Source organism: Micromonospora sp. NPDC126480, assembly GCF_040302465.1.
In the GTDB taxonomy this organism is placed as follows: domain Bacteria; phylum Actinomycetota; class Actinomycetes; order Mycobacteriales; family Micromonosporaceae; genus Micromonospora.
The window spans coordinates 64,013-85,155 of record NZ_JBEORU010000012.1 but is presented as its reverse complement, the minus strand read 5'-3'; the positions used below and the strand labels follow the sequence as shown (position 1 = coordinate 85,155).

At 74.2% G+C, this 21,143-nt stretch carries 16 protein-coding genes; 10 read left to right on the top strand and 6 right to left on the bottom strand.

Translation table 11 applies throughout. From position 1 onward, the window contains the following. The first annotated feature begins 65 nt into the window (after positions 1-65). The 5 genes from ABTW87_RS13880 to ABTW87_RS13860 are packed head-to-tail and all read left to right on the top strand — an operon-like array spanning position 66 to position 7,667. Complete coding sequence (locus ABTW87_RS13880) at positions 66-2,216, top strand: molybdopterin oxidoreductase family protein (protein WP_350651162.1); 2,151 nt, start codon at positions 66-68, stop codon at positions 2,214-2,216. Beyond that, entirely contained in the window at positions 2,213-3,652 is a 1,440-nt protein-coding gene (locus tag ABTW87_RS13875) for an FAD-dependent oxidoreductase (protein WP_350651161.1), read from the top strand. The genes ABTW87_RS13880 and ABTW87_RS13875 overlap by 4 nt, the downstream gene beginning before the upstream one ends. Continuing rightward, positions 3,649-6,168, top strand: a complete 2,520-nt coding sequence (gene nirB / locus ABTW87_RS13870) for a nitrite reductase large subunit NirB (protein ID WP_350651160.1) — start codon at positions 3,649-3,651, stop codon at positions 6,166-6,168. Before ABTW87_RS13875 ends, nirB begins: the two co-directional genes overlap by 4 nt. Before the next feature lie 26 nt (positions 6,169-6,194). Further along, positions 6,195-6,572 (top strand): nitrite reductase small subunit NirD, encoded by a 378-nt coding sequence (gene nirD, locus ABTW87_RS13865; RefSeq protein ID WP_350651159.1) that lies wholly within the window; start codon positions 6,195-6,197, stop codon positions 6,570-6,572. Further along, positions 6,573-7,667: a uroporphyrinogen-III synthase gene (locus tag ABTW87_RS13860; RefSeq protein WP_350651158.1), complete on the top strand. Its 1,095-nt coding sequence runs from the start codon at positions 6,573-6,575 to the stop codon at positions 7,665-7,667. A 70-nt stretch (positions 7,668-7,737) separates the two neighbouring features. Here ABTW87_RS13860 and ABTW87_RS13855 read toward each other — a convergent pair whose 3' ends face one another. From ABTW87_RS13855 to ABTW87_RS13840, 4 genes are all read right to left on the bottom strand, one after another. Beyond that, positions 7,738-8,361 (bottom strand): GTP-binding protein, encoded by a 624-nt coding sequence (locus tag ABTW87_RS13855; RefSeq protein ID WP_350651157.1) that lies wholly within the window; start codon positions 8,359-8,361, stop codon positions 7,738-7,740. Beyond that, on the bottom strand, positions 8,342-8,707 hold the full coding sequence (locus ABTW87_RS13850; protein WP_350651156.1) for a DUF742 domain-containing protein: 366 nt from the start codon (positions 8,705-8,707) through the stop codon (positions 8,342-8,344). The genes ABTW87_RS13855 and ABTW87_RS13850 overlap by 20 nt, the downstream gene beginning before the upstream one ends. A 91-nt stretch (positions 8,708-8,798) precedes the next feature. Beyond that, on the bottom strand, positions 8,799-9,206 hold the full coding sequence (locus ABTW87_RS13845; protein WP_030329975.1) for a roadblock/LC7 domain-containing protein: 408 nt from the start codon (positions 9,204-9,206) through the stop codon (positions 8,799-8,801). After that, positions 9,203-12,319 carry a sensor histidine kinase gene (locus tag ABTW87_RS13840; protein WP_350651155.1) on the bottom strand — a complete coding sequence of 1,039 codons (3,117 nt, stop codon included), beginning with the start codon at positions 12,317-12,319 and terminating at the stop codon, positions 9,203-9,205. Before ABTW87_RS13840 ends, ABTW87_RS13845 begins: the two co-directional genes overlap by 4 nt. A 433-nt stretch (positions 12,320-12,752) precedes the next feature. Between ABTW87_RS13840 and ABTW87_RS13835 the strand changes: the two genes are divergently transcribed. Beyond that, entirely contained in the window at positions 12,753-13,934 is a 1,182-nt protein-coding gene (locus ABTW87_RS13835) for an ABC transporter substrate-binding protein (RefSeq protein ID WP_350651154.1), read from the top strand. Positions 13,935-14,040: 106 nt separating this feature from the next. On the opposite strand, the gene ABTW87_RS13830 is transcribed toward ABTW87_RS13835, so the two are convergent. Next, positions 14,041-14,916 carry an ABC transporter permease gene (locus ABTW87_RS13830; RefSeq protein WP_350651153.1) on the bottom strand — a complete coding sequence of 292 codons (876 nt, stop codon included), beginning with the start codon at positions 14,914-14,916 and terminating at the stop codon, positions 14,041-14,043. Positions 14,917-15,005: 89 nt separating this feature from the next. Then, positions 15,006-16,037, bottom strand: a complete 1,032-nt coding sequence (locus tag ABTW87_RS13825) for an ABC transporter substrate-binding protein (protein ID WP_350651152.1) — start codon at positions 16,035-16,037, stop codon at positions 15,006-15,008. 267 nt (positions 16,038-16,304) lie between these two features. Here ABTW87_RS13825 and ABTW87_RS13820 point away from each other — a divergent pair, with 267 nt between their 5' ends. The 4 genes from ABTW87_RS13820 (at position 16,305) to ABTW87_RS13805 (ending at position 21,128) form a co-directional block, all read left to right on the top strand. Beyond that, complete coding sequence (locus ABTW87_RS13820) at positions 16,305-17,084, top strand: ABC transporter ATP-binding protein (RefSeq protein WP_350651151.1); 780 nt, start codon at positions 16,305-16,307, stop codon at positions 17,082-17,084. 2 nt (positions 17,085-17,086) lie between these two features. Further along, positions 17,087-18,037: an LLM class F420-dependent oxidoreductase gene (locus ABTW87_RS13815; RefSeq protein ID WP_350651150.1), complete on the top strand. Its 951-nt coding sequence runs from the start codon at positions 17,087-17,089 to the stop codon at positions 18,035-18,037. After that, entirely contained in the window at positions 18,034-18,336 is a 303-nt protein-coding gene (locus tag ABTW87_RS13810; protein WP_130320408.1) for a cupin domain-containing protein, read from the top strand. The genes ABTW87_RS13815 and ABTW87_RS13810 overlap by 4 nt, the downstream gene beginning before the upstream one ends. Positions 18,337-18,413: 77 nt before the next feature. Next, positions 18,414-21,128, top strand: coding sequence for a hypothetical protein (locus ABTW87_RS13805; protein WP_350651149.1), 2,715 nt, complete (start codon positions 18,414-18,416; stop codon positions 21,126-21,128). The last annotated feature ends 15 nt before the right edge of the window (positions 21,129-21,143 follow it).

Genomic DNA, 21,143 nt, shown 5'->3' with positions numbered 1-21,143 from the left:
CTCTTGACAGGACCGAAACAAACGAGACGCGGACCGGAAACCGCCTGACGGCACGCTTCTCGGACATGACAGACGGTGCACGACCCGCGACTGCACCGGGGCCGGCGCCCCGGGAAGCGGCGACGCACTGCCCGTACTGCGCGCTGCAGTGCGGGATGACGCTGCGCGAGGAGGACGGCCGGGTGGCCGTGCTCCCGCGCCAGTTTCCCACCAACCGCGGCGGCCTCTGCCAGAAGGGCTGGACCGCCGCCGAGCTGCTCGACCACCCCGAGCGGCTCACCACTCCCCTGCTGCGCGACCCGGCCAGCGGCGAGCTGCGCCCGGCCAGCTGGGACGCGGCCCTGAGCCGGGTCGTCGAGGGGATCCGCGCCGTCCAGTCCGGACCCGGCCGCGACGCGGTCGCCGTCTTCGGCGGCGGCGGCCTCACCAACGAGAAGGCGTACGCGCTGGGGAAGTTCGCCCGGGTGGCCCTGCGCACCCGGCACATCGACTACAACGGACGGTTCTGCATGTCGTCGGCGGCGGCGGCCGGGATGCGCGCCTTCGGGGTCGACCGGGGCCTGCCCTTCCCGCTGTCCGACCTGGGCCGCGCCGACACCCTGCTGCTGGTCGGGGCGAACCCGGCCGAGACGATGCCCCCACTGGTGCGGTGGCTGACCGAGCAGCGCCAGCGGGGCGGGAAGCTGATCGTCGTCGACCCCCGCGTCACCGCCACCGCCCGCCAGGCCGACCTGCACCTGCAACCCCTGCCCGGCACGGACCTGGCGGTCGCGAGCGCGCTGCTGCACATCGCGCTCACCGAGGGCCTCGTCGACAAGGACTACGTCGCCGCCCGGACCACCGGCTTCGAGGACGTCCGCCGGGCCGTTGCCGGCTGGTGGCCGGCCCGCGCCGAGGCGCTGTCCGGGGTGCCGGTGGCCGACCTGGAAGCGACCGCCCGCGCACTGGGCACCGCCGAGCGGGCGGTCATCCTCACCGCCCGCGGCGCCGAGCAGCACGCCAAGGGCGTCGACACGGTCACCGGGTACGTGAACCTGGCGCTCGCACTCGGCCTGCCCGGCCGCCCCGGCTCCGGGTACGGCTGCCTGACCGGACAGGGCAACGGCCAGGGCGGGCGGGAACACGGGCAGAAGGCCGACCAGCTCCCCGGCTACCGGCGCATCGACGACCCGGCCGCGCGGGCGCACGTCGCCGGGGTGTGGGGGGTGCCGGCCGAGGACCTGCCCGGTCCCGGGGTGCCCGCGTACCGCCTGCTCGACTCGCTCGGCACCCCGGACGGGCCGAAGGCACTGCTGGTCTTCGGCTCCAACCCGGTGGTCTCCGCGCCCCGGGCGGCCCGGATCGAGGGCCGCCTGCGCGACCTCGACCTGCTGGTGGTCGCCGACTTCCTGCTCTCCGAGACGGCCGCGCTCGCCGACGTGGTGCTGCCGACCGCGCAGTGGGCCGAGGAGGACGGCACCATGACCAACCTGGAGGGCCGGGTACTGCGCCGCCGCGCGCTGCGCGAGCCGCCGCCGGGCGTCCGCACCGACCTGGCGATCCTCGCCGACCTCACCGCCCGCCTGTTAAGAAGGGACCCCGCACAGTCACCAGGCGTTAAGAGGGGGCCCTTCCTTTCACCGGATCCGGCGGTGGTGTTCGAGGAGCTGCGGCGGGCGTCGGCCGGCGGGACCGCCGACTACGCCGGGATCACCTGGGAGCGGATCGACGCGCACGACGGCGCGTACTGGCCCTGCCCGGACCCCGACGGGCCGGACACCCCCCGGCTGTTCGCCGAGCACTTCCCCACGCCGGACGGCCGGGCCCGGTTCCACGCCGTCGAGCACCGGCCCGCCGCCGAGGAGGTCTGCGCGGCGTACCCGCTGCACTTCACCACCGGACGGGTGCTCGCCCAGTACCAGTCGGGCACCCAGACCCGGCGGGTGCCCGCACTGCGCCGGGCCGCCCCGGAAGCCTTCGTCGAGCTGCACCCCGACCTTGCCGACCGGCTCGGGGTGGCCGACGGCGAGCCGGTCCGGGTGGTCTCCCGCCGGGGCGAGATGGTCGCGCCGGCCCGGCTCAGCCCAGCCATCCGTCCGGACACCGTATTCGCGCCGTTCCACTGGGGCGGCGCCGCCCGCGCCAACTCGGTCACCAACGACGCCGTCGACCCGGTCTCCGGAATGCCCGAGTTCAAGATCTGCGCCGTACGAGTGGAGAAGGTGGGACGGTCGTGACCGAGCGGATCGTGATCGTCGGCAACGGGATGGCCGGCGCCCGGCTCGCCAGCGAGCTGCACGCGCGGGGCGGGGACCGGAAGGTCACCGTGCTCGGGGCCGAGCCGCACCGGGCGTACAACCGGATCATGCTGTCCACGCTGCTCGCGGGGAAGATCGGTGAGCCCGACGTGGAGCTGACCGAGGTCGCCGGGCAGGGTGTGGACCTGCGTACCGGCGTGACCGTGACCGGCATCGACCGGGCCGGGCGGATGGTCCGCACCGACGACGGCGACCGGATCCGGTACGACCACCTCGTGCTCGCCACCGGCAGCCGCGCCATCGTGCCGCCGCTGACCGGCCTGGACGGCCCGGAGCTGCCGGAGCGGGTGGTGCCGTTCCGTACCCTCGACGACTGCCGCCGGATCCTCGCCGTCGCCGACCGGGCCCGCCGCGTCCTGGTGCTGGGCGGCGGGCTGCTCGGCCTGGAGGCCGCCCGGGGACTCGCCGCCCGGGGACTCGACGTCGCCGTGGTGCACCCCGTGCCGTACCTGATGGAACGGCAGCTCGACCCGCCCGGCGCCGCGGTGCTCGCGCGGACGCTCGCCGGCCTCGGCGTGACCACCCACCTGGCGGTCTCCGCCACCGGGGTGGTCGCCGACCGGCACGGCGTCCGCCTCGACCTGTCCGACGGCCGGTCCCTCGACGCCGACCTGCTGGTGCTCTCCTGCGGCGTACGCCCCGAGACCGGCCTCGCCGCGGCGGCCGGCCTGGCGGTCGAGCGCGGCGTGCTCGTCGACGACCGGCTGCGGACCAGCGACCGGTGCGTCTCGGCGATCGGCGACTGCGCCCAGCACGACGGCACGCTGACCGGGCTGGTCGCCCCGGCCTGGGCCCAGGCGCGGGTGCTGGCCCAGGTGCTCGGCGGCGCGGACCCGCTGGCCCGGTACCGGCCGAAGCCGGTGGTGACCCGGCTCAAGGCCGCCGGCATCGACCTGGCCGCGATGGGCGATCCCGGCGGCGACGGGCCCGGTGAGGAGCTGACCTTCACCGACCCGGCCCGGGGCACGTACGCCCGGCTGCGCATCCACGACGAGCGGCTGACCGCCGCGATCCTGCTCGGCGACAACCCGGCCGTCGGCACGGTCATCCAGCTGTTCGACCGGGGTCAGCCGGTCCCCGCCGACCGGCGGTCGCTGCTGCTCGGCCGGTCGTTCGGCGCGGCCCCCGCCGAACCGGCCGCGACGCCGGCGCTGATGCCGGACGCCGCGACGGTCTGCCAGTGCAACAACGTCAGCAAGGGGGCGCTGGTGAACTGCTGGCGCTCCGGGGCCCGGACGGTCGACGCCATGGTGGCGGCGACCCGGGCCGGAACCGGCTGCGGCGGGTGCCGGGACGCGGTCACCGGCATCGTCGAGTGGCTGTCCAGCGTGGACACGGTGGAGGTGGCGCGATGAGCGCGGTCAGCGACGGCGGACGGTTGGTCGTCATCGGCAACGGCATGGTCGGGCAGCGGTTCGTGGACGCGTTGCGCGCCCGGGACACGGACGGCCGGTGGCGGGTGACCGTGCTCGGCGAGGAGACCCGGCCCGCGTACGACCGGGTGCGGCTCTCCGCGTACTTCGACGGGGCGACCGAGGACGAGCTGAACCTGCACACCCCCGACGACGGCGTCGAGCTGCGGCTCGGTGAGCCGGTCACCGCGATCGACCGGGCGCGGCGCGTGGTGTCCACCACGGTCGGCGAGTACGCCTACGACGCCCTGGTGCTGGCCACCGGCTCGTACGCCTTCGTCCCGCCGGTCGACGGCACGGACCTGCCCGGGGTGTTCGTCTACCGCACCCTCGACGACCTCGCGGCGATCCGTGCGCACGCGCGGGGCCGGCGTACCGGGGCGGTGATCGGCGGCGGCCTGCTCGGGCTGGAGGCGGCGAACGCGCTGCGGCTGCTCGGCCTCGCCACCAACGTGGTGGAGTTCGCGCCCCGGCTGATGCCGGTGCAGGTGGACACCGCCGGTGGCGCGCTGCTCCGCCGGTACGTCGAGGACCTGGGCGTGACCTGCCACCTCGGGGTGGCCACCAGCGCGCTGCGCCCCGGCCCGGACGGCTCGGTGGCCGCGCTGGAGCTGACCGACGGCGGTCGCGTCGACACCGACCTCGTCGTCGTCGCGGCCGGCATCCGGCCGCGCGACGAGCTGGCCCGCTCCGCCGGCCTGCCGCTCGGGCCCCGCGGCGGGGTGCTGGTCGACGGCACCTGCCGGAGCGCCGACGAGCGGATCTGGGCGGTCGGCGAGTGCGCGGCGGTCGACGGCACCTGCCACGGCCTGGTCGCGCCCGGGTACGCGATGGCCGAGGTGGTGGCCGACCGGCTGGTCGGCGGCGCGGCCACCTTCCCCGGCGCGGACACCGCCACCAAGCTCAAGCTGCTCGGCGTGGACGTCGCCTCGTTCGGCGACGCGCACGGCACCACCGAGGGCTGTCTCGACGTGACGTTCACCGACCCGGCCACCCGGGTGTACGCCAAGCTGGTCCTCTCCGACGACGCCCGCACCCTGCTCGGCGGCGTGCTGGTCGGCGACGCGAGCGCGTACCCGACCCTGCGCGCGAGCGTCGGCGGGCCGCTGCCCGCTCCGCCGCTGGCGCTGCTCGCCCCGGCCGGCGCGGGTGGCGGGGCGACCACGCTGCCCGGCGGCGCCCAGGTCTGTTCGTGCAACGCGGTCACGCGGGACGACATCGACGCGGCGATCGGTGCCGGCGCCTGCGACGTGCCGGCGCTGAAGGCGTGCACCCGGGCCGGTACCAGCTGCGGCTCCTGCGTACCGATGCTCAAGCAGTTGCTCGACGCGGCCGGTGTCCGGCAGTCCACGGCGCTCTGCGAGCACTTCGACGCGAGCCGCCAGGAGCTGTTCGACATCGTGCGGGTACGCGGCATCCGCACCTTCTCGCGGTTGATCGCCGAGCACGGCCGGGGGCGGGGCTGCGACATCTGCAAGCCGGCGGTGGCCTCGATCCTGGCCTCCCTCGGCACCGGGCACATCCTCGACGGCGAGCAGGCGTCGCTGCAGGACACCAACGACCACTTCCTGGCCAACCTGCAGCGGGACGGCAGCTACTCGGTGGTGCCGCGGATACCCGGCGGCGAGATCACCCCGGAGAAGCTGATCGTGATCGGCGAGGTGGCGCGGGACTTCCAGCTCTACACGAAGATCACCGGCGGGCAGCGGATCGACCTGTTCGGCGCGCGGGTCGAGCAGCTGCCGCAGATCTGGCGCCGGCTGGTCGACGCCGGCTTCGAGTCCGGCCACGCGTACGGCAAGGCGCTGCGCACGGTGAAGTCGTGCGTCGGTTCGACCTGGTGCCGGTACGGGGTGCAGGACTCGGTGGGGCTGGCCGTCGCGCTGGAGCTGCGCTACCGCGGCCTCCGCGCCCCACACAAGATCAAGTCAGCGGTGTCGGGCTGCGCGCGGGAGTGCGCCGAGGCCCGCAGCAAGGACTTCGGCATCATCGCCACCGAGACCGGCTGGAACCTCTACGTCGGCGGCAACGGCGGTTTCCGGCCCCGGCACGCCGACCTCTTCGCCTCCGACCTGTCGACCGAAGCGCTGATCCGGCTGATCGACAGGTTCCTGATGTTCTACATCCGCACCGCGGACCGGCTGCAACGCACCGCCGCCTGGATCGAGGCGATGGACGGCGGGCTGGACCACCTCCGCGCGGTCATCGTCGACGACTCGCTCGGGCTCTGCGCCGAGCTGGACGAGGCGATGGCCAAGCACGTGGCGTCGTACTCGGACGAGTGGCGCGACGTGCTCGAGGACCCGGTACGGCTGCGCCGGTTCACCTCGTTCGTCAACGCGCCGGACGTGCCCGACCCGTCCATCCGGTTCACGTCCGAGCGCGGCCAGCCGGTCCCCGCCCGCCCGGCCGACGGGCGGCAGCCGGTGGCGCTCGGGATGCCGGAGGTACGCCGATGAGCACCGCGACCGTAGGAGGTACGCCGATGAGCACCGCGACCATGGGAGCCGGGCGGGCGGGCACCGCGACCCTCCCGGACTGGACCGTCGTCTGCCCGCTGGAGCGCCTGGACCCGGACCGGGGCGTGGCGGCGCTCGTCGACGGCGTGCAGGTGGCCCTGTTCCGCACCGTCGACGGCCTGTTCGCCATCGACAACCGCGACCCGGTCACCGGGGCGTACGTGCTCTCGCGCGGGATCGTGGGCAGCCGCGGCGGCGTGCCGACGGTCGCCTCACCACTGCACAAGCAGGTGTACGACCTGCTTTCCGGGCACTGCCTGGACCTGCCGGGAGTCGCCGTCCGGCGGCACGAGGCGCGCTGCCGGGACGGCCTGGTCGAGGTGCGGCTGCGACAGGAGAGGTGAATGCGCGACGAACTGGCCGGCTTCACCATCGGGGTGACCGCCGACCGGCGCCGGGACGAACTCGCGGCGCTGCTCCAACGGCGGGGCGCCCGGGTGGTGCTCGCCCCCGCCCTGCGGATCGTCCCGCTCGCCGACGACACCGAACTGCGTGAGGCGACGCGGGCCTGCCTGGACCGGCCGCCGGACATCCTGATGGCCAACACCGGCATCGGGATGCGCGGCTGGCTGGAGGCCGCCGAGGGCTGGGGGCTGGCCGAGCCGCTGCGGTCGGTGCTCGCCGAGGCGTACGTGGTGACGCGCGGCCCGAAGGCACGGGGCGCGATCCGCGCCGCCGGTCTGCACGACCAGTGGTCCCCGGCCTCGGAGAGCTGCGACGAGGTGGTCGAGCACCTGCGCCGGCGCGGCGTGGCCGGGCAGGTCATCGCCATGCAGCTGCACGGCGAGCGGCAGCCCGAGTGCACGATGGCACTGGAGGCGGCCGGGGCGACCGTCATCGAGGTGCCGGTGTACCGGTGGGCCCCGCCGACCGATCCGGCGCCCCTGCACCGACTGATCGACCTGGTCGCGAGCCGCCTCGTCGACGCGGTGACGTTCACCTCCGCGCCGGCCGCCGAGGCGCTGCTGCGGGCCGCCGGGGACCGTACCGACGCGCTGCTCGACGCGTTCCGTGGCGACGTGCTGGCCAGCTGCGTGGGCGCGGTGACCGCCGAGCCGCTGCTGCGGCGCGGCGTGCCGGTCAGCGCCCCGAACCGGGCGCGGCTGGGTGCCCTGGTCCGCACGATCGTGGACGAGCTGCCCCGCCGTACGGTCACGCTGAAGGTGGCCGGCCACCTGCTCACCCTGCGCGGTCACGCGGCCGTGGTCGACGGTGAGCTGCGCCCGCTGGCCCCCGCCCCGATGGCGGTGCTGCGGGCGCTGGCGGCGTCCCCCGGTCGGGTGCTGTCCCGCACGGCCCTGCTCCGTACGCTGCCGCGCGGCGCGGACGAGCACGCGGTGGAGATGGCGGTGGCGCGGCTGCGCGCCGGCCTGAAGGCCCCCCGGGTGGTGCAGACGGTGGTGAAGCGCGGCTACCGCCTCCGCACCGATGAGGTGTAAGGAGGGGCCCCTTCTTAACGCCTCCGGTAGAGGAAGGGCCCCTTCTTAACACCTGCTGGGCCGCGCGCCCTCAGCCGACCGGCGCCGGGAAGCCCCGGTCGTGCTCGGCCTGCAGGCGCGCCATGGCGTGCTCGACGACCGTCACCAGCACCTGCTTGACCGCGTCCCGCCGGCGCGCGTCGGTGAGTACGAGCGGCACGTCCGCCGGGATGGCGAGCGCCTCGCGTATCTCCTCGAGCTCGTAGTCCGGGGAGCCGTCGAACTTGTTCAGCGCCACCACGTACGGCAGCTTGCGGTTCTCGAAGTAGTCCAGCGGCGCGAAAGCGTCGGTGATCCGCCGGGTGTCCACCAGGACGGCCGCGCCCACCGCACCCCGGATGATCTCGTCCCACATGAACCAGAACCGGGTCTGTCCGGGGGTGCCGAACAGGTACAGGATCAGGTCCTGCGCCATCGTGATCCGGCCGAAGTCCATGGCGACCGTGGTGGTCTCCTTGCCGGGCACCTTGGACGGGTCGTCGATCCCCACGCCGGCTGCGGTCATGACCGCCTCGGTGGTCAGCGGGGTGATCTCCGAGATCGCGCCGACCAGCGTCGTCTTGCCCACGCCGAAACCGCCCGCGATCACGATCTTCGCGGAGATGATCTCCCGGCTGCGGTTCGCCCCGGCGGGGTCATAGTTCGCGAAGTCCACTTAGCACCCTTCCAAGCAGGTTCATCCGCTCCACGTAACCGGTGGCGGGAGCGGCGGTGTGTAGCGTCAGCAGGCCCTCGGCCACCATGTCGGCGACCAGCACCCGGGTGACGCCCAGCGGCATCCGGGTGTACGCGGCGATCTCGGCAAGCGACTGCGCCCGGCCCTCGCAGATCGTCGCGATGCGGTGCTTGTCGTGTCCCGCGAAGCGCGATTCGGCGACCGCGGTGGCACTCGCGGACAGCACCGCCTCCAAGGCGATGTCCTGCCGCGGCTCGGTCCGGCCCCGGGTGACCGCGTACGGGCGCACCAGTTCCCCACGCGGGTCCGCACGCCGTTGTTCCATCCGCGGTCACCTCCTCTCTGCCCGACCGGTGCCCTTCCGGTACCGGATCACGTGTCCCTGGTCGGCGCCGGCCTGAGCGCCGCGCCGGGGGTTACGAACGCACCGCGTCCCGGGGCAGCGGCACAAGTGCCGCGCCGACCCGTTCCACCAGGAGCGCCATCTCGTAACCCACCTGACCGACGTCGCAGCTACGGGCCGCGAGCACGGCCATCGACGACCCGTCGCTGATCGACATCAGGAACAGGTAGCCGCTGTCCATCTCGATGACCGTCTGGAGCACACCGCCGGCGCTGAACATGCGGGCCGCGCCCTCGGTCAGGCTCACCACACCCGAGGTGATCGCCGCGAGCTGGTCCGCCCGGTCCGCCGGCAGGTCCCGGGAGGAGGCGAGCAGGAGCCCGTCGGCGGACACCGCCACGACGTGGGCGATGCCCGCGACGCTGTCGGCGAAGTTGGTGAGCAGCCAACCCATGTCCTGCATGGCCGCTGGCCTGTTCATCGGCTCGTCTCCTTGCTCGAGGTGCTGTTCAGGTCCGTGCCGGCCGACCGACCGCGCTGCACGCCACGGTGGTAGGCCGACAACAGACCGCGGACGTCGTCCGGCGTCCGGCGGGTGCGTTCCCGAACGCCCCGGGTCTCGATGCCGCCGGGGACGAGCTGTGCCTGCGGAACCCGCTTCGGCAGGCCGGAACGGGTGGTGCCGTCGGTGGCCGGCTCCGCGGCCCGGCTGGCCCGGCTCCAGCCCTCGTCCGCGGCGGTCCGCCACGCCTCGGCGTCGCCGGCCGGTGCCTCCGGTGCGGCCGGCGACGGCGCGCTGGAGGACGCGGCCGGCGACGGCCCGCTCGACGTCGTGCTCGGCGACGGCGCGCTCGGCGACGCGGCCGGCGGAGGCGCGCTCGGGGCCGGCGCCGCGTCCGGCGTCGGCGGCGGGCTGTACGACGGGGGTGGCGGCTGGGCGGGCGGCGGGGCCGCGGCGGTGCCCGGAACCCGGGTCGGCAGCTTCGGCCGGGCCGCAGCCTCCGTCGGAGCGGGACGGGCCGGCGCCGAATCGCCGAAGTCCGGCCGGGCGAAGATGGCCGTGGCGTCGTTCCCGTGCGACCGGAACCAGACCGCCTCCATCTCGCGGAAGATCGGCGCCTCCGCCGGCAGGTCGACCGGCGGTGTGATCGGTGGCGTGGGCGCCAGCGACGCGGTCGCGGCCAGGTTCGCTCCGAGCCCGCCGGAGAACGTGCCGCCCGCCGACGGCACCCCGCCGGCGGCGGGCCCGGGGGAAGCCTCGGTGGCGGGGGCACGCCGGGGCAGCGGCGGTGGGTACGCGGCGGCGGGGAGCCCGTTGCCGCCGGAGGTGGGCTGCGCCGGCGTGGTCGTCGGCGGCGCTCCGGTCAGCCCGTTGGTCGCCATCGGCGCCGGCACGTCCCAGCCCGGCACCGTGTCCCGGGCCTGCACCGTCGCGGTGGTGTCCCGGGCCTGCTCCGGCGCCTGCCACGGGGCGGGCGGGGCCTGGTCGGTCCGCCACTGGTCGGGCAGGGTGGCGGTCCGCGTCGCGCCGGCCAGCGGTTCACCGAAGCCGGCCGAGCTGAGCGGGGTCTGCTCCACCGCGAGCGGCTGGCGCGGTCGGGTGATCGGCGCCTGCCCCCGGCCGGCGGGCAGGACGACCGTGGCGGTCGGCAGGGTCACCTGGGCGACCGTGCCGCCCTCGACGTTGCGGCGCAGCTCGACCCGGATGCCGTAGCGGGCGGCGAGCCGGCTCACCACGGCCAGGCCCATCAGCCGGAACGCGGCGACGTCCACGCTCGGCGGCTCGGCGAGCCGGCGGTTGAGCGAGTCGAGCTGCTCGTCGGAGAGACCGAGACCGCGGTCCTCGACCTGGATGAGCACGTAGTCGCGGATCCGCCGGCCGTCGGCCACGACCGTGGTGTTCGGCGGCGAGAACCGGGTGGCGTTGTCGAGCAGTTCGGCGACAAGTCGCACGACGTCGTTGACCGCGTGGGCGGCCACCGACACGTCGGTGTCGACCGTCCCGAACTCGATCCGGTTGTACAGCTCCACCTCGGACTGCGCCGCGCGTAGCACGTCCACCAGCAGCGCGTCCTCACGCCGGGGCACGGCCGAGTCGGCGCCCGCCAGGACCAGCAGGTTCTCGTCGTTGCGCCGCATCCGGGTGGCCAGGTGGTCCAACTCGAACAGCCGGGCCAGCCGCTTCGGGTCCTCCTCGCCGCGCTCGATCGCGTCCAGCTCACCGATCATGCGGTCGACAAGCGTCTGGCTGCGCCGGGCCAGGTTGAGGAACATCGCCGAGACGCTGGTCCGCAGGGCCGCCTGCTCGGCCGCCACCCGGACCGCCTCGCGGTGCACGACGTTGAAGGCGAGGGCGACCTGGCCGACCTCGTCCCGGTTGGGCAGCTTGATCGGGTCCCGTACCTGCCGGACGATGTCGTCGACGCCGCCTTCGCCGACGGTCTCCATGCTCTGCAGCCGGCGCACCGCCTCCGGCAGGTCGTGGTTGGCCACCGCCAGGGCGCCCTCGCGCAGCCGGTGCAGCGAGTGGTTCAGCGAGCGGGCCAGCACCACGGCCAGGGTGACCGCGATGACCAGGGTGAGCAGCACCAGCAGCGACTCGATGAGCGCCTGCCGCAGGACGTCCGACCGGGCCTGCTCGGCCTGCGCGAGCAGCTCGTCCTGCAGGCGGATCTCGGCCCAGCGCATCAGGTCGTTGACCGCGCCGATGGCGGCGCTGGCGTCCCCGGCGCTCACCAGTGGCCGCTGCCCGACCGAGCGGGTGAGGTCCCCGGCGACCCGGTCGGCCAGCGTGACCGCGTCGCCGGAGACGGTGCTGTCGACAAGCGCGCGCTGCGTCGGGTCGGCCGCGAGCGAGAAGGCGAGCAGCGCCTCCTGCTGACTGGTCAGGGTGGCGACGAAGGCGGAGAACTGCTCCTCGTCGAGTTGGCCGGCGCTGAGCGCGGTGTAGGCGACCGCCTCCTCCTCGGCGACCGCCGCTTTGGCGCGGGCGAACGCGGCGACCGCGCGCCGGGCGTCGGCCAGCTGCTCCTCGCCGGGCAGCTGGGCGAGTCCGTCGCCGTACCCGACCAGGTCGGTCAGGATGACGCCGTAGCGCAGGACCGCCTCGGCGACCGCCATCTGCCGGCGGTCGAGCACCTGCTGCCGGGTCGCGTCGAGAGTCTGGAGGTGCTCGTCGATGGCGGCCAGCCGGTCCCGCACGGCGGCCGGCACGTCACCGACCCGTCCACGCTCCTCGCGGTACGCCTGCACCCGCTCGTCGGTGCTGCGCACGCGCAGGTTGTACGCGTCGACACCCGGCTGCCGCGCGGCCAGGTAGGCGGCCGCCGCCATGCGTTCGGCGTGCACGTCCTGGGCGAGCGCGGAGACGTCGATGTAGAGCTCGGTGAGCGCCTTGGCGCGCGTCGCGTCGTACGCGCCCTCGCCGACCGCAACCAGGCGGACCGTCGCCAGCGCGATGACCGCGGCCACCGGCACGACCAGGATCAGCGCGAGCTTGGAGCGGATCCGGGCGTCGCGGAGCCGGGGCAGTTGGCGGCGCTTCGGGCGGGCAGTGTCGCCGCCTGCGGGCAGGGTCGTCGGTCCGGTGCTCACGACATCGCCTCCGTCGTTTCATCCACGCCTGAACCGCCGACCCGTGCCTGGTGCAGCGGAGAACCCACGCGCGGCACGGCCGCGATTTCATCAGACGGGATCACATTTGGGAAGCCGCAGTGAGGCAGGAAACGGTCGGACGGCACGCAACCGATGCGGCGGTCTTCTAATGCCACCAATTCACCAACGCTCTGAACAGGCAATGTAGACGGTCAGTGGTCGGATGAACCGAATACGTGACCGTTTGCAAACTTTGTGTTACCCCATCATGTGGGATTCGCGTCCCGAAACGCCTCTGCACTGCCCGCTTGACCACAGCGCCCGACATTGGCAAGGTTTTGCAGGCTTTCGCGCACACCGTACGGCAGAAGTGCTCGGTGCTCCACCGAGGACAGACGATCCGTCGGTTCCCGTGCCGCATCTGGAGGACAAGTTGAGCCCCATCCGCTCCGCAACCGTCGCGGCGCTCGCCTCGGCAGTCCTGGCCACCACCCTCACCGCCTGCCAGTTCGGCACCGACGACCAGGACGACAGCCCCATCGTCATCGCCGCGGACCTCGAACTGTCCGGGGCCGCCGCGACGGTGGGCAGGGCGTACCAGCGCGCCCTCGAACTGAAGGTCGAGCAGTTGAACTCCTCCGGCGCGCTGAACGGGCGCCGCGTGGAGCTCCGGGTCAAGGACAACCGCTCCGACGCGAGCGAGTCCCTGCGGAACATCAACGACTTCAGTGGGGACTCCCAGGTCAGCGCGATCATCATGGGCGGCTGCAACGAGTGCGCGGTGGGCGCCGTGAGCACCATCGACGAGCGGCGTGTGCCGACCGTGGCGCTGGCCTCCGCGGGCGCCATCACCAGTCCGGTCGCCCAGCGCCGGTACGTGTTCAAGCTGGCCCCGAACGCACCCGACAACGCCGCCGCCCTCACCACCGAGCTGCAGCGCAGCCGGGTCCGCGAGGTCGGCGTGCTGCACAGCGACGACGACTACGGCCGGGAGGGGCTCGCCGCCCTCCGCAGCGCGCTGGACAAGGTGGGCATCGACGTGCAGCGCGCGGAGACGGTTCGTGCCACCGACACCGACGTCACCCGCCAGGTCGCCGCGTTGGCCGAGGACGAGCCCGACGCCCTCGTGCTCTGGACGCCCGCGGAGCAGGCCAGCCTCGCCGCCGTCGCCGCGCAGGAGGCCCGCTACGAGGGCTCGCTCTACCTCGACGCCTCGGCCGCCGGAGACCTCTTCCTCGGCACGGCGGCGCGGGCCACCGAGCGCGCCACGCTGGTCTTCACGCAGACCATGGTGATCGACGACGTCATCGCCACCACCCCGGCGAAGGCGGCCCGGCGGCAGTGGTTCCAGGACTACACCGCCCGTTTCGGCGGTTACCACGGCTCGTCCTCGTTCGCCGCGGACGCCGTCCAGCTCATCGCGGACGCGGCCGTGCGCTCGGGTGGTGAGCCCGGCCAGGTCAACCGGGACGGCATCCGCGACGTGCTCGAGACCTCCCAGTTGGACGGTCTCTCCGGCCCCATCCGGATGACCCCGGACAACCACTCGGGTCTGATGCCGCAGGCGCTGACCACCCTGGTCGCCCGCAACGGCCGCTGGCGGCTCGCCAGCTGACCGGCCCCGGGGGCGAACCGGGCGGAGCCCGGCCGGCCCGGGGCGCGAACCGGGCCGACTCCGGCCGGCCCGCGCGCCCGGGGGCCGGCCGGAGTCGCCGGTCAGGTCAGCGGGCCGACGTGGTGGCGCGGACCCACGGCAGCGCGAGCCGCTCGACGAGGGAGAGCGCCGCGTAGAGCGCGATGCTCATCGCGGCGATCAGTACGATCGCCGCCCACGCCGTGGCGGTGTCGCCCACCCCGTTGTACTGCAGGATCTGGTAGCCCAGCCCCGGCTTGTCCGAGTAGAACTCACCGATGACGGCGCCGATGGCGGCCAGCGGCATCGCCACCTTGAGCCCGACGAAGACCTGCGGCAGCGCGGCCGGGAAGCGCACCTTCCGGAACGACTGCCACCACGAGGCGTTCAGCGACCGGGCCAGTTCGGCCAGGTCAGCCGGCGTGGTGGTGAGACCGGTCGCCGTGGAGAGCACGATCGGGAAGAAGCAGAGCAGGAACACCATGGTCAGGATCGGCTTCTCACCCCAGCCGACGGAGACCACGAGCAGCGGGCCGAGCGCGATCTTCGGGACCGCGTTGACCGCCACCAGCAGCGGGGCGAACATCCGCTCGGCGCGCCGCGACGCGGCCAGGGCCATCCCGATCAGCACTCCGGCGACCGTCGAGATCAGGAAGCCGAGCACCGTCATCAGGGTGGTGACACCCAGAGCCGGCAGCAGAACGTCGCTCGACAGCGTCAGGGAGTCCCAGACGGCCTGCGGCGGCGGAAGCGAGGCCGGGTGCACGAGACTGAGCCCCGAGGTCACCAGCCACCAGAAGGCCAGCGCGATCACCACACCGAGCAGGGGCAGACCTACGCTTCCCGGTCGTCCCCCGCGCCAGCGGCGGGTGGTCGACGGTGCACCGGGGACGGTCGTCGCGGGAGCGTCCGCCGCTTCCGCCGGGGGCCGCTGCCCCGCCCGCGTACCGGTCGCCTCGGTCACGGGATCCTCCTCTCCTGCCGGCTGCCGCCGGCACGCGGCGGGGGTGCGGCCCCGGCAGGTCCCGCGGCCACACCCCCGACCGGTGGCGATCAGGCCTTCGGCGCGAGGCCGAAGTCGATGATCTGGTCGGGCGTGATGTTCTGCTTGAGGGCGCCGGCGCCCTGCAGGATCGCGATGCTCTTGGCCACCCGGCCGCTGTCCAGCGTGCCGATCGCGGCGCCGCTGTTGTTGGACCGGACGTACCCGGCCATCAGCTCCAGCTCGGCCTTCGAGGCCGGGACATTCGCCGCGTCCACGTTCTTCTTGAGCAGTTCGGCCGCCTCCTGCGGGTTGGTAAGCGCGTACTCCAGGCCCTTCAGCAGGGCCCCGGTGAACCGCTTGACCATGTCCGGGTTCTCCTTGGCGATCTTCGTGGAGGTGATCAGCACGTTGCCGTAGAGGTCCTGCATGTACTCGCTGTACGGCAGCAGGATCGCCTTCTTCTTGGTCACCGTCTCGATGGTGGGCTGGCCCACCACGAACTGCCCGATGCCGTCGACCGCGCCGGACGCCAGGGTGCCCATCAGGGTCTGCGCCTCGCCGTTGACCCAGGTCACCTTGTTCACGTCGACGCCGGCCAGCTTCGCGTACGTCGGGAAGAGGTTGCGGACCACCGAGCCGGGGGTGTCGGCCAGCTTCTTGCCCTCGAGGTCCTTCGGCGAGGCGATGTTCTTGCCCTCCACCGTGGCGATCGCGGCCATCGTGCGCTGCTGGATCGCGGCCACCGCGACGAAGTCCTTGGCCTGCCCGTTGGCGAACTGAAGCAGGCCACCGGTGAGGTCGATCGGGCCGAACTGCGCCTGCCCCCCGACGATCGTCTGGATGACGGCGTTGGTGCCCTGGCCCGCCTTGATCTCGACGTCGAAGCCGGCCTCGCGGAAGAAGCCCTTCTCCTTCGCGACCCAGGCGTAGGAGTCACGACCGAAGTTGCCGAACGAAGTGAGGTACGTCACCTTCTCCAAGGCCGCGCCCTCACCCCCCTTGGGCTCCTCGGTGGAGTCCGAACCGCTGCTGCAGGCCGCGACCAGGGCCAGGGCGGCGGCCATCGTGGCCGCGGCGACCGTACGGGTCAGCCTTCTCATCAATGCACCTTGTCCTTTCCGTCCGGGGCCGCCGGGCCTCCGGAAGGGGGTTGTCGGGCGGTGTCGGCGGGAGGGGCGTAGCCGACACCACCGTCGTGAGGGGACTCTTCGCGGGCACAGCGTACGAGAAACCCACAGTTGCGACGCCAGGCGTATCGGGTTGCGGAACGGAAACAACCGACGTCCACCCCGGACGGTGCGATTGGGGCACGAGACGGATACCCTGTCCCGCGGATTGCTGACCGCCGGCTCAGGGAGGCCCACGGGATGATTCGTCTGTCCGGGGTGTCCCGTACCTTCGACGGCCGGTCCGGCCGGGTCGAGGCGCTACGCGGCATCGACCTCGACGTCACCGAGGGTGAGTTCGTGGCGGTTGTCGGCCGCTCCGGATGCGGCAAGTCCACCCTCCTGCGGCTGATCGCCGGGCTGCTCCCGGTGACCGCCGGGGAAGTCACCGTCGCCGGGGCGCCGGTCACCCGACCCCGGCAGGACGTCGCGATGCTCTTCCAGCGCCCCGCGCTGCTGCCCTGGCGCACCGTGCTGGACAACGTCCTGCTCCCGGTGGAGATCTTCGGTTGGAAACGGGCGAAGCACCGCGACCGGGCCCGCCAGCTGCTGGAGCTGACCGGCCTCGGCGGCTTCGAGAAGCGGCTGCCGCACGAGCTGTCCGGCGGCATGCAGCAGCGGGTCTCGCTGTGCCGCTCGTTGATCGGCGAGCCCCGCGTGATGCTGATGGACGAGCCGTTCTCGGCGCTCGACGCGCTCACCCGGGAGGAACTCTCCGGTGAGCTCCAGCGGGTACACATGGAGACCTCGGCGACCGTCGTCTTCGTCACCCACTCGATCGACGAGGCCGTCCTGCTGGCCGACCGCGTGGTGGTGCTCAGTCCCCGCCCCGGCCGGATCCGCAGCATCGTCGACGTCACCATCCCCCGGCCCCGGACGCTCGGCCGCAACGCGCACCTGGCGGACGTCGCACGGGTCAGCGCCGACCTGCACGAGCTGCTGATGGAGAGGGAACCGCCGGCGCGAGCGGGAGGGCACTGACGATGCGCGTGTCGGTGTTCACCGAGCCGCACCGCGGGGCCAGCTACGACGACCAGCTCCGGTTCGCACGCCTCGCCGAGAGCTGCGGCTACGAGGGCTTCCTCCGCGCCGACCACTACCGCGCGATGGGCGATGAGCCGGCGCCGCCCGGACCCACCGACGCCTGGCTGACGCTTGCCGCGCTGGCCCGCGAGACCAGCCGGATCCGCCTCGGCACGCTGGTCACCTCGGCCACCTTCCGGCTGCCCGGCCCGCTCGCCCTGATGGTGGCCCAGGTCGACCAGATGAGCGGCGGCCGCGTCGAACTGGGCATCGGCGCCGGCTGGTACGAGCGCGAGCACACCGCGTACGGCATCCCGTTCCCGGGTGTCGGCGAACGCTTCGACCGGCTGGCCGAGCAGCTGGAGATCGTCACCGGGCTGTGGCGCACCCCGTCCGGGGCGACGTTCAACCACACTGGCGACCACTACCGACTGGTCGACGCTCCGGCGCTGCCGAAGCCGGTGCAGGTGCCCGGCCCGCCGGTCATCGTGGGCGGCCGCGGCCCGAAGCGCACCCCCGAACTCGCCGCCCGGTACGCCGACGAGTTCAACATGCCGTTCACGTCGGTCGCGCAGACCGCCGCCGCGTACGAGCGGGTCCGGGAGGCGTGCGACCGGGTCGGCCGGACCGGATCCGGCCGGCCGCCCCTGGTGTTCTCGGCGGGGATCGTCGTGGCCATCGGCCGCACCGACGCCGAGGCCCGACACCGGGCCGCCCCCCTGCACGTGCCCAGCGCCCTGCCGCCCGAGGACCCGGTCGTCGGCTCGCCGGCGCGGCTCGTCGAACGCATCGGCGAGTTCGCCGCCGTCGGCACCACCCGCGTCCACCTGCGCCTCATCGACCTCGCCGACCTCGATCACCTGGAGCTCATCGCCGCCGAGGTGCTCCCCCAACTGGACGGAATCCGATGACCGACACCGACCTCGAACTCGGCCCGGTGGGCCAGGAGATCGTGTACGAGAACGACCGGGTACGCGTCTGGCACATCAAGCTGGAGCCGGGTGAACGGCAGCCGCTGCACCGGCACGACCACCCGTACCTGGTGGTGGCGATCCAGGGCGCGAAGAACGTCGTGCAGACCGTCGACGGCACACGGATCGACGCCGACGAGCCCACCGGCGGGGTCGTCTACCGGGATCCGGGGGCGGTGCACATGCTGACCAACGTCGGCGACACGACGTACCTGGCCCGGCTGGTCGAACTCAAGTAGACCTGCCGCCGGCAGGGCCGGCCCGCCGCACGGCGTGCCGGTGGCGATCGGGCGCGACGGACCGTAACGTGCCCGGCATGGCCTTTCGGACCTGGGGCAGACCGCTGCTCACGGCGCTCGGGGCGAGCCTGTTGGCCGGAGCGGGCCAGCTCGGCATCGCGTTCGGCTTCGGCGTCGTCCGGCTCACCGGTTCCTTCACCGGGGGCACCGTCAACCAGTGGCCGGCCCAGCTCGCCTGGGTCGGGTGGTTCGCGGCGAACGCCGCAGTCGTCGGAGCCGTCCTCACCGAACGCCTGGCCCGCCGGGACGGGCCGCTGACCGGCACCGGCAGGCAGCTCGCCGTCGCGGGCGCCGCCGCGCTGGGTGCCACGATCGTCGCGCCGCTCTGCATGCAACCGGCCCGGGCCGCCGACCTGATCTCGGTCGACCCGGTCTGGGCGGTCGCCATCTGCGCCACCCTCGGCGCGGTGGTCGGTGCGGGAGCCGCGCTGGCCGTCCTGGTCCGGCCCCCGCTCGGCTGGAACATGGCGATCTTCGCGGGCGCCGTCTGGCTGCTCGCCCTGGTGTCGGTCGCCCCGTCGCTGGCGGCCACCGGGCCGCTGACCACCGTACGCCTCGGGGTGCTGGAGCCGTCGGGGCTGGACGCCACGGTGACGCAGCGCCTCGCCCTGCTGGTCCTGCCCCTGGTGGCGCTCGTGACCGGCGCCGTCACGGGTGCCCTCGCCCGCTGGCATGGTCAGCCACCGCTGATCGGCGGCCTGACCGGGGTGACCGGGCCGGTGCTCGTGGCGTTCGCGTACCTGACCGCCGGTCCCGGCGACGGGGTCGACCGGTACCAGGCCACGCCGTACTACGGTGCGCTGCTCGCGGTGGCCGCCGGTGCGCTCGGTTCGGCCGCCGCCGCGCTGCTGCGCTGGCCGCTCGTCGAGCGCCCGGCCGGTTCCACGGACAGCGACCGTGACCGGGCGATCGAGCCCACTGACATCCTGCGCCCGTTGCCGGCGGGTCCCGCCCTGCCGGCAACGGGAACGTCCGCAGCACCCACCGGCCCCGGCGACCGCGCCGGGCCGGCCGCATCCGTTACCGCCCTCGACTCGCCCATCGGCGAACCGCCCGCGACCACTGCCGCTGCCCCCGTCGCCGCCGCCGGTAGCGGTTCGGCCGACGTCGATTCCGCCGCCGGAGCGCCGTCGGCATCCGGCGCGCCGTCCCGCGGGTATGTCGGACCGGCCCACTGGGACTGGCCGGCCCCCGGCGGTACGCGGTCCGAACGGCGGTCCGATCCAGCCGGAGGGGTCGCGCCGGTCGGGCCGGGAAACCGGGCCGAGGCGGCAGCGCCCGACGGCACCGGCACCGCACCGGGCGGTGCCGGCCTCACCACGCCCCCGGGCGACGCCGCTCTCAGCCCACCCCGGGGCGACGCCGCTCTCAGCCCACCCCGGGGCGACGCCGTGAACACCACGGCGGGTGACGGTGCCCGAGCCACTGGGACGCCGGACCACGCCAGCAGGACCCCGGGCGACGCCGGAAACACCGCCGAGCCGGGCGGAACCGGGACGCCCGCAACGCCGCCGGTCGGCTCGGCGGCCGGCCAGCCGACCCCGCGACCCCGCCGTACCCGGCGCGCCAAGGCCACCCCGGCCAAGGCGGCCGGCTCCACCGCCCCCGGGCCGGAACCGGCGACCGCTTCCGCAGCCGCAGCGGTGGAACCGGCGGCTGAGGACGCTGCCGGCCGACCGGCCGAGGCGCCCTCCGGCCGGGCCACGAGCGACTCCGGGTCGACTCCGGACACCGCGGATTCCGCTTCCGACGGCCCGACGGAGCGCCCCGGCCCGCGGGGTTCGGTCCCGGGCGACCCGGCACCGGACACCGCCGACGACCGCACCCGGCAGGATCCGACTCCGGTCGCGAGCACCGGTTCGCCGGCACCGCCCCGATCCACGCCCACACACGATCCGGCTCCGGCCGCGAGCACCGGCCCGCCGGCACCCCGATCCACGCCCACACACGATCCGGCTCCGGCCGCGAGCACCGGCCCACCGACACCGCCCCGATCGGCGCCCACGCCCGCCACGCCGGCCCGGCCTTCGCCGACGCCGGTCGGGCCGGGCGCGTCCACCGCCGATCCGGTACCGGTCACGCCGCCACGCCCGACGCCCAGCCGGCTCGGGCCGGAGCCGTTCCCGGTGTTCCCACCGGCGCCCACCCCGATGACACCGGCACCGCCGGCACCGCGTCCCGCCGCGTCCGACCCGTTCAGCGCACCGACGAGTCCGTCCACCGAGGGCCCCGCCCGCGACGCCACGCCCCGGCCCCGGCACCGGGCGGCGCTGCCCGACCTGACCAGCCCCGGAACCTGGAACGCCTTCGGCACCGTCCACCGCACCGGCCCGGCCGACGCGAGGCCCGCGGACGTGCGGTTCAGCGGAACCGGAGCGGACGCCGACGGCGGTGCGACGAACGCGCCGGAGGCCGGCACCGCCGACCGCCGGAGTGAGCCGGGCGTCACCGAGCCCACCGCGACGGACGGCACCGCTGCCGTACCGCCAAACGGGCAGGCCTCCGGCGGGAAGGCCGCTGCGACCGAACCTCGCCGACGGGGCCTGTTCCGGCGCAGCCGTTCCCGTGCCGGAGAGGCCGAGGGCGCCGCGGAGACAGAGCAACTGCCGGCACAGGACGAGGAGTTCGTCGACTGGGTCGCCGGGCTGGCCAAGCCCCTGCCCGACAACGAACCCGAGCAGGAGAGCGGCCGCCGCTCCCTCCGCTCCACCGGCCGCCACCACGCCGACTGACCGCCCACCCCGCCC

Bases quoted from the DNA above. Each gene is read 5' to 3' on its own strand.
- ABTW87_RS13880 (WP_350651162.1), top strand. From the start codon at position 66: ATGACAGACGGTGCACGACCCGCGACTGCACCGGGGCCGGCGCCCCGG.
- nirB (WP_350651160.1), top strand. From the start codon at position 3,649: ATGAGCGCGGTCAGCGACGGCGGACGGTTGGTCGTCATCGGCAACGGC.
- nirD (WP_350651159.1), top strand. From the start codon at position 6,195: ATGAGCACCGCGACCATGGGAGCCGGGCGGGCGGGCACCGCGACCCTC.
- ABTW87_RS13860 (WP_350651158.1), top strand. From the start codon at position 6,573: ATGCGCGACGAACTGGCCGGCTTCACCATCGGGGTGACCGCCGACCGG.
- ABTW87_RS13850 (WP_350651156.1), bottom strand. From the start codon at position 8,707: ATGGAACAACGGCGTGCGGACCCGCGTGGGGAACTGGTGCGCCCGTAC.
- ABTW87_RS13845 (WP_030329975.1), bottom strand. From the start codon at position 9,206: ATGAACAGGCCAGCGGCCATGCAGGACATGGGTTGGCTGCTCACCAAC.
- ABTW87_RS13825 (WP_350651152.1), bottom strand. From the start codon at position 16,037: ATGAGAAGGCTGACCCGTACGGTCGCCGCGGCCACGATGGCCGCCGCC.
- ABTW87_RS13820 (WP_350651151.1), top strand. From the start codon at position 16,305: ATGATTCGTCTGTCCGGGGTGTCCCGTACCTTCGACGGCCGGTCCGGC.
- ABTW87_RS13815 (WP_350651150.1), top strand. From the start codon at position 17,087: ATGCGCGTGTCGGTGTTCACCGAGCCGCACCGCGGGGCCAGCTACGAC.
- ABTW87_RS13810 (WP_130320408.1), top strand. From the start codon at position 18,034: ATGACCGACACCGACCTCGAACTCGGCCCGGTGGGCCAGGAGATCGTG.
- ABTW87_RS13805 (WP_350651149.1), top strand. From the start codon at position 18,414: ATGGCCTTTCGGACCTGGGGCAGACCGCTGCTCACGGCGCTCGGGGCG.